The following is an 8,416-nucleotide window of genomic DNA, read 5'->3' as shown; positions in this document are numbered from 1 at the left end:
AGAATCGCAATGGAACTTAGAGATATGATTACAGCGATTTTGATAATATTCGCAGGTGGAAATCCTGATAAAGTATTTAAAACATAAAAAAAATGGCCAGAATTTCTTCCGACCATGACTACCTTCACTCCCTGCATTATTTTTTATGACAGCTTTTTTTAACTCTCTAATACTATTTACTTCTGCATTAATATTTTGAAAACTCTTTAACGTTTCTTTTAAATGCTCTAAAACTTGAATTTTAGACATGCAGTCTATTTCGGCAACTTTCTTTTTTGGTTCTTCTAAAATATACGAATATTTACAATCTTCTACATCTATCAATTCATCAATATTAAAATCAAATTTAGAAACTGACTTACCAGTTACAGTAATAGAAGAATTTTCAATTTTGAATGGACCAAATAAATATTGACTATCTGATAAATAAAATTTACCAAGTTTATCTGTTTCTAGAGAAGTAGAATTAAAATAATCTTTAATCATTTCAATATCTAAATATCCTTTATTTGTATAATTGATAGGTATATCTATCGTTTTAAAACCTATTTTTTTAACAGATTGATGTTTAATGTATGTGCTTTTGGAAGATTCCTTTTTAGGGATTATTTCGTCTAATGAAATTTCAATTAAATCGCCTTCTTGTAATTGACTAGAATTTTCGCCAATAAAAATACGGCTTGAAAAAACATCTCCGCTTTCAGGAAAAATTGATTTTATATAATCTTGATTGCTATTTTTAGTGTTATTTTCTTCTAAAACATATACTTTACAATTAGCACCACTTTCCTTGTCATTAACCATTTTTCGTTCTAAAATAATTGCAAATAATTTAGTTATGCTATTTCCCATAATTAGTCTGTATTAGTGCTTTTAGTATAATATTTGAAGCTTCAATTTTTGTTTTTCTTATTTGAATATTAATCCAGTTATTAATATTCAAGCTTTCTTCTGTTAATTGTTGTTTTTCAGAATAATGTAATCCCTGTACATTATATTCGTTTTTAACAATGTTTAAATTGTTGATTTTTAATCCGACCTCTTTAGGGTGTATAATTTCTTTAAGTTTTGGATTTTTTATTATTTCAAAATTCAAATTACTATAACCAGGAACTCTGATTTGATATTTGCCTACTTTTACATCATCTATATTGTATTCAGGATATACTCTGTAATTTAAATTTTTATTATTGATGATTTTTGGAGGGAAACTAATTAAATATTGATTTTTTCTAGAAATTTTCACCCCCATTAATTTTAAAGGATATGGTTCATTAATTAATTCTATGAATTCTTTAGGTAAGCGATTTGCATCTATTTTACCTCTAAAAAAATATCGCTTTTCGGTATTAAAAGTTATACTTTCGAAACATTCTTTTATTATTTTTAGGTCGTTTGGATTTGAAGTATTATTTGCAACCAAAACATATTCAGCACCATTTTCTAAATAGTTAACCGAATCAAATTCGTTTTCATATTCGTCAGATTTTTTAAAAAAAATAATTCCTTTTATTCTTGATTTTTGAAACATTGAGTCGCAAAAACTTATACAGTTATTTTGGTCATTATATAATTGAATTTTAGTTTCTGCAAATTCGTTGTAATAAAGAATATATTTTGATTCTTCAATGTTATTTTTATTAATAACTAGCGAATCTGTTTTAACTTTCCAATTTTCAGAACAATAAAAATCAAATATTTGTTTTAATTTAATGTTGTTTTCATTTTGGGATCTATCATTTTTTAAGTTGTTTTTTCTTTTTAATTCAAATCTAGCAATGTTATTTTTATAATATTTTCGAAATACATCAAATGAAAGTCCTTCAAATACTTCTTTTCTTTAACCATTAAAAAAAAATCAGAGTATTCATTTAAATCTTCTTGATTTAAAACAACTTGCTTTTTAGGGTATTTGACATATCTATTAGCGCCATTTGATTGATTTGGAATATGTATATTAATATTTATGCTCGAAAGAAATTTTTTAGCTTCAATCCAAATTTTTTCTTGAATTGGAATACCCATAAATTCAGATCTGAATTTAATTTGCAATTCTTGGGTACTTCTAATTCCTGAAACTTCGATAAATCTTGTTTGATAATCATTGACACCAATATTATTATCATCATCATTTTCCATTAATGATGCAGCATAACATTGCATTGCAATTAGTCCAAAATATTTAGGATTATTATTACTATCATTTTGCAGTAATTTTGACCAATCTTGTTCAATAATTTCAGAAAATTTTAAATCACAAGAGTGTTTTTTACAATAATTTACAATTTCAATTACTTCAATAGCAAGAGTCCCTATTGCTGAATATGAATTTCTATATTTATAGTAATCAATTGCCCAATTGTTAAATTCTAAATAATTTGTATTCATATCAAATATTCTCTCTAGGTAAAAATTTGAATTATTTTTAAATAATATAAATAGTTTTTGAATTGTACTTTACTACTAGCTGTGATGTAATATAATACTTATTTCAAATCTATTTCTGTATCAACTTCTTTCTTGCTTTAAAGAAAAGTAAGTAAGTTTTCTCTTCAAATAGCTTTTTGTCATAATGTAGTAAATATATAACAAAGCAAACGAATGAAATATAAGGTAAATCGCAATATATTGATTTTTTATTAACAAAAAACAAGAAAAAGTGTAAAGAAAACAAGGTGGGTTTAGGGTAAGCAGGGTAAGCAATTTTGTAACGAAAGAAATTTATTTTTTTTAAGTTTAAAGGTTTTGGATTTATCCGCTAAAAATAATGCAAATCAGAACACTACTAGTTCTGATTTGCATTGTAATTGTCTTATGTTACCCGATTTTTAGTTTAATAAAAAAATGAAAATTGTTTCAACGTTTTTTGCTTACCCATCTTACCCAGAATTCAGAAGGCAGTATTCAGTAGCAGTCGGCAGTCTGAAAATCTTGATTTTATTAGGATATCTAATTTATACGACTTTATTATTGTTGTCTACTTCTTCGTAGGTTCTCTCAATAATTGCATAGACATAGATGCCTTCTTTTTTAATACGGAGGAAGTTATGTTTTTTTAAAGCTTTTCCCAATTTGTTAATCGTACTGTCGTTTACATTTAGTTTAGCTCTGTCGGCTAGTTTGGCTGCGATTTGAGAAGCATTGAGAAATGCGTTTGCTTTTTCCTTTTCGCAAGGTTCAAACCAAGTTAAAAGCAATTCTTCTTCAGGGTTTCGGAGTTGGTATTGTTCATTATTGGCTGTTATATTTTTAATTTCTTCCTGATCAAACCAAAATCTAAAACCACTTTTGAAAAGATATAAAGCCTGGGAAAAAGCCATATTAATATCTACATTGTGTTGGTATTGTATGCCTTCCAATTCAAAACAAAGAAACCTTCTGCTTCCTGTACTGTCATTCAAAAACTGGGCTGTGTTGACACTTCCTGCAAATGATGCCCGTCTGGGCATTGTTTCATTATTGTGACCATAAGCTTTTCGCATCCTGATTTGAGTTTTTGTAATGATTTCTTTTAGTGATCCAATTTCTGAACGGTTTAGATTTTCAAGTTCGTCCAAATTAATTAACATACATTCCGCCAGTTGAACCAAAGTATCTTTGTTGTTTGGGTTTATAGTTCCGGAAAATAAATATTCTTTCAATTGTTTGGGAACTAGTTTTTCAACCCAAGTTGTTTTTCCTAATCCTTGTTTGCCACTGAATACAATTACTGTGTGATTTATTACTTTATCATCCAGTACACATCCGACCATTGCGACTAACCATTTTTTGAAACACTGTTGCCAGAGTTCTTGTTTTGTAGTAGTTATTGTATTGGCTAATTCGTTAATGTAATCCGTCTTTTCATCATAAGTAGGCAAATTGAAAAAATAATCTTCAAATGGATTGTACAGCTCACAAAAATCAGAATAAAGCAAGTTTCTTAATGAAGAAAGATTTGTTTTAATTCGACCTTTTAAACACTCCCGAAGCATTGAATTTTCAATGAAATCATTCATTACGTTCCACTTCTTTTTTCCGAAGTATTGGAATTCTAATTTTCCAGAAACTATGTTATGACGAAATACATATTTGTTTGATAAGAACAACTCTAAACGGTCAATTTGGGTTGGTTTAGGTTTGTCTTCATCGTCATAATCAGTAGTATCAGTTATTGAGAAATCTTTTTTTTCTTTTTCTTTTTTAGGAGTTTCAATTTTTTCATTTTTACCAAATTCGTGACTGTTTCCGTAGGCACTTTTTACTGTTTGTGTTACTTCTTTTTCATCATATCCAAAATCAGTTAGGATATATCCTAAAGCTTCGTGAAGCGAAACACCTTTTCTATTCAGGTTACAAGCCAATTGATGTACGAATACGTTTCGACTACCATTCGCAAATTGCACTTTTTTTTCGGTAAACTTTATGCAATGGTTATAGATGGCTTCGCTGTTGTCGGTTGATTGAGACACTTCGACAAGCTCAGTGTGACAATCGTTTACAAGTGGCATCTCGACTGCGCTCGATGTGATAAAGGTTTTCGAATTCTCGTTGAGATATAAATTTTCATCGGATGAATAAAAACATAATCTGGTTATGTCTTTTCCGGACTTATCAATTTCCAGGTTTAATAATTTTTCATAATGCTCCTGGACCAATAAGAATGTTTCTTTGTGTTCGTTTTTTGGAGTGTTTATTTTTACTAGAATTTTCAATCCGTTTCCAGATGGACTAATGAAACTGGCAAAAGTGAATTTGGATTGATTAGCAGTCTGTTTTGTCTTTTGTAAATCTTCCGTACTTAATTTATCGATGTCCAGAATAATACAATTTGAATATTCCGTCAAGTATTCCAATTTACGACCTCCAACAAATTTTGCTGAAGGTGTAAATGCAGGAAGTGATTTTTTGGCTTTTTCATAGGCTTCTAGTTTCTCTTCTGACAAAGATTTTCGAAGATAAACAATAGCGTGTCTGTATTTTCCGGTTTTGATTTCTTCTAAAATTGTTAAAATTGTTTTGTGTTCTACAACCTCGTTGAAATTCTTGAAAATGGTTACCATAATGATAATGTTCGGTGTTCAGTTATTAGTATGCAGTTTAGTCGTATTGACAAATTTGTATTCGCAACTTTCAGAAGTTCCGTTGTAGCAGCTCATGTTATCTTCCTTTGAAAGATTTGTTGTAATGCTCGGTTAGGAGTTTTTCAACATCAGAAAGTTTGTAGTAGATTTTGTTACCCACTTGGCTAAAGGAAATTTTGCCTTCGTCTCTCCAGGTTTGTGCAGTACGTTTTGAAATTTTCATCAGAAGAAGGAATTCCTGATTGTCCAGGAAAGTTTCTTTTTTTGGGTCAGCCTTGGTAGATAGTTGGCTTTGAATTGCGTCTAATTTACTCATTAGATCTGTGAACTGGTCTTTTGTGAAGATAATTGCATCCATTTTTAAAGTTTTTTAAATGTTATGGTGCAAATGTGGGAAGTGTAAAAAAGTCCTAAAGTCCCAAAATAGTCCCTCGGGACTATTTTGTTTTAAAGGAGTTTGTCAATGTCCAGTCTTTTATGAGGTTTCGGGCGTTTGTCGCCTCTTGATGGTTTTAGTATTGTTTCAACCGTTTGGGGACTTATTTCGTTTCCATCTTTATCAACGAATGAATGTACTATCATTGCAACCATGTCATTGATGTTTCCGTCAATAATTGGTTTTCCATTCGAAAACAACTCTCTATGTAATTGATAGAAAATATCAACAAACTGATTTACATTGCAATTGAATTGGATTTTATTAAAATGACTATGATTGTTACAATTGTTTGGTTTTGATTTTTCAAATTCAGATTTCAACTTTCCAAGCTCATATATTTGTTCAATCTCTTTGCTGCATTGTTCGTCAAACAATGGTATTTTTTGATTGATAAATTCGATATTTGATTGTCTGTATTCGTGTTTCTCTTTGGTTAACAATAGTATTTTTTCATTATCACAAGGTGTTTTGTCCAACAGCTTTTTAAGTTCATAAAATGAAAAATAGCGGTCTTCATTTTCTGCATTGATATGTTTTTTTAGTGTGTGTGCTTTAGGATCTTTTACGCTCGAAGATTGCAAATCGCTTCGTTTTTTCTCAATAAGATAAAAGAGTTTGTTGTAACGACTTAAAGCACATTTTCCTGTAAATAATGCTTCATTATTTGCTATTAGCTTTTCCAATTTGTTAAGCCAAAGAACAGGTTCTTCAACTAAACTGGATTGATAGTTTATAAATGAAGGAAATTCCGATTGTTTAAGTTCGAAAATTTTATTGATTAAAGCATTGCAATAGTTTTGCAAAGTAACTTTATCATCAAGTATAATGTCAAAATCTGAATTGGAAGTTTGAGCGTGTTTTGCTACGATCATTTCTACAAACGAAGCTGTTTGAATGTGTTGTTCCATAAAATACTGGCGTATTGAATATTTTGTATTTTAACATACGTTTTGAAATGGATTTTTTATACTCTACTGTAATTTGTATTAAATTGTAATCTGCTTGTTTTCAAGTTTCTTACTTCTTTATTTCAATTCTTTTTCATTTAAAAAATCTTCCTTCTTTTGCGCTAAATTAGAAATAAAAAAAAATCCTTTCACAAAGGATTTCTTAAATATTTGCTAATATTTTAGTACGATTTTGATTACTATACTTAAAGTATATTTTTTGTGTTAAAAATATACTTTAAGTAGATTTTTTTAGAAAATATAGTTGTCAACTGCCTTGTCGAGTTCTTCACTGATGATTTTTGCATAGACTTGTGTTGTGCTTATGTCGCGATGATCCATAAGTTTTGAAACATGCTCGATTCTCATTCCATTATTTAAAGCATTGGTCGCAAAACTGTGTCTTGATAAATGAAATGAAAGGTCGAAAGGCAATTTTATTTTTGTCCCCATTTTTTTTAGATGCCAATTTGCCAATTTATTGAAAGCAGCTGTTTGAAAATAACGTTTTGCTTCGCTGTTCAAATAGCCTTCTTTGTTCACTATAACCGGAAAGATAAAATCATCGTGATTGGCATTTACTTTTTTGTATTTTTCTAAAATATCAATAGCCACTTTGCCAATTTTGAACTGGTGAACTCTTCCAGTTTTACGGATGTGTTTTTGGATTTTATGTTCTGCTTCATTGTAATTAGCATATTGCATTTCGATAACATCACTAAAACGTAATCCTCCGGCATAAATTGAGAAAAGGAATAAATCCCTCCACATCATTGCTTTTTTGCCTTCTATTAGCTTTAATTGAGTTAAATCGTCAATCTGTTTTTTGTTTAGAAATAATCTTTTAGAAGAACTGATTTTGAGGGTTATTTTGCTAAAAGGAAACATCGTTTCGGGAATTACCTCTTCACGAATAGCGTCTCTAAAAATGGTTCCGAGCACAATTATTGAAAGACGTTGTGTCGTTGCTCCATTATTCAGCGTGTTTCCTAAGTGGAATTTATAGTCGTTTAAAAGCGCGACTGTAATATCATCAAAATAAACATCCTTTGTACCCATGTAGGTTTCAAATTTTTTAATCTGGGTAGTGTAAGCTTTGTATGTGGAGTAGGAGACGGTACTTTTGATTTTCTCTAATCGTTTGTAGGCATATTCGAAAAAGTTTGGCACTTCTTTTCCCTTGATAGCTTCTTTTAGTTTTCTAACGGATACTGTTTTTATTTTACGTTCCATATCCGCAACCTGAGCTTCAGCATCTGCAATTTTTTGAGATAATGAGGCGTTCATCCTGGCACTGTTTGCATGATTCTTTTTTACTTTCTGCTTTACTTTATCCCATTCATTTTCTTTAAGCTTAACTCCAGCAGTGATAAATTTCGTTTTTCTATCTTTTATAATTCGGATGTACAAAGGGCTGTGTCCAGTTTGGTCTGCCTGATGCGTTCTTAAAATTAGTTTAACCGATGCCATAATACAGTGAATTTAGAAATGTTATACTATATTTGTAAAGCGATGCAAAGGGGTGAAAGTATTGTAAATACTAGGTTTTCATTCGGGTGCAACGTGGTACTAAGGTACAACAATAGGTACAACAAAACAAGTATTTTGTTGCTTTTTTGTGCTTTATTCTGCATTTATAAAAACTACAAAGTCAATAAATACGGCACTTTAGGTGCAAATCGGAGGGTGGGATAAAAAGTTGTAGATAACTTGTATATATCTCTAATAAAAGCAAACTAAGGCACCTTTTTTTGTTACCTAGGTATGATAACTATTATAGATTATTTTATTTCAAATATATAAAAATAATCTTTCAAATATTTTAAAGTAAGTAATATCAAGAGAAAAAGGCATATTCATAATACCTCAATCTATTGTTTTTCATAAAAATAGGTATTATATTAGAAGAAACAAACCCCGAAATTGCTCAAAAGGAGTCAAAAACGGGGTTTTCTTTTATAGTGTGA

General features: G+C 29.8%; 7 protein-coding genes. All 7 read right to left on the bottom strand.

Annotation, left to right across the window (positions count from 1 at the left end):
* A partial coding sequence (locus AAEO59_RS16170) for a hypothetical protein (protein WP_341701785.1) occupies positions 1-852 on the bottom strand: 852 nt, incomplete at its 3' end.
* The gene (locus tag AAEO59_RS16165; RefSeq protein ID WP_341701784.1) at positions 842-1,531 is read right to left on the bottom strand and encodes a hypothetical protein; all 690 of its coding nucleotides are present in this window, start codon (positions 1,529-1,531) and stop codon (positions 842-844) included. The genes AAEO59_RS16165 and AAEO59_RS16170, both read right to left, overlap by 11 nt.
* 230 nt (positions 1,532-1,761) lie before the next feature.
* Positions 1,762-2,388, bottom strand: coding sequence for a hypothetical protein (locus tag AAEO59_RS16160; protein ID WP_341701783.1), 627 nt, complete (start codon positions 2,386-2,388; stop codon positions 1,762-1,764).
* Positions 2,389-2,954: 566 nt separating this feature from the next.
* Positions 2,955-5,042: a VapE domain-containing protein gene (locus AAEO59_RS16155; protein ID WP_341701782.1), complete on the bottom strand. Its 2,088-nt coding sequence runs from the start codon at positions 5,040-5,042 to the stop codon at positions 2,955-2,957.
* Between the two features lie 97 nt (positions 5,043-5,139).
* A complete protein-coding gene (locus AAEO59_RS16150; RefSeq protein WP_341701781.1) occupies positions 5,140-5,421 on the bottom strand; it encodes a helix-turn-helix domain-containing protein in 282 nt (93 codons plus the stop codon).
* An 89-nt stretch (positions 5,422-5,510) separates the two neighbouring features.
* A complete protein-coding gene (locus AAEO59_RS16145; RefSeq protein ID WP_341701780.1) occupies positions 5,511-6,410 on the bottom strand; it encodes a hypothetical protein in 900 nt (299 codons plus the stop codon).
* Positions 6,411-6,701: 291 nt separating this feature from the next.
* On the bottom strand, positions 6,702-7,919 hold the full coding sequence (locus AAEO59_RS16140) for a site-specific integrase (RefSeq protein ID WP_341701779.1): 1,218 nt from the start codon (positions 7,917-7,919) through the stop codon (positions 6,702-6,704).
* Positions 7,920-8,416 lie beyond the last annotated feature (497 nt).

The sequence above is a fragment of the Flavobacterium flavipallidum genome (assembly GCF_038289905.1).
Taxonomy (GTDB): Bacteria; Bacteroidota; Bacteroidia; order Flavobacteriales; family Flavobacteriaceae; genus Flavobacterium; species Flavobacterium flavipallidum.
Note: the sequence above shows the minus strand (reverse complement) of the source record. Positions and strands in the feature narration are given on the sequence as shown.